The 511-nt window shown below is 52.8% G+C and carries 1 protein-coding gene; it reads left to right on the plus strand.

All coding sequences use genetic code 11. The features are described 5' to 3' along the window. Positions 1-511, plus strand: a 511-nt coding sequence (locus BWI93_RS27595; protein WP_217902211.1) for a hypothetical protein, incomplete at both ends; no start/stop codon positions are given.

The raw sequence follows: 511 nt of genomic DNA on the forward strand, positions 1-511 counted from the left end.
ACTCGTGCGTAATCAGGCTGTCGATTTAAAGACGGCCGCTAAAGAAAAGCGGGAGAGTGTGTACGCCCGAGTGCAAACCCTTCAGGAGATCATTGAAAAAGACGCCTCTGATGATCACTACGTCATCTGGCACCACCTGGAATACGAGCGGGAAATGATTGAAGGCTGGGCCGAGTTCAATGGCTTGGACAGCTTCCACTCCGTCTACGGTTCCCAGGCCGATGAGGTGAAGGAAAAGCTCTTAATCGACTTTGCCCGTGGGGAGTATCGCTTTCTTGCTACCAAGCCCGAAATCGCGGGTCAGGGTTGCAACTTCCAGCGGCATTGTCACAAGGCCGTGTTCCTAGGCATCGACTACAAGTTCAACGACTTCATTCAGGCCGTTCACCGCATACAGCGTTTCCAGCAGCCCAGCCCTTGTGAGGTTCACATTCTCTACACGGATGGGGAAGAAAACATCCGAAAAGAGTTGGAAGCCAAATGGCAACGCCACCACGAGCTGGTTTCGGAA

The sequence above is a fragment of the Siphonobacter sp. BAB-5385 genome (assembly GCF_002261125.1).
GTDB lineage: Bacteria > Bacteroidota > Bacteroidia > Cytophagales > Spirosomataceae > Siphonobacter.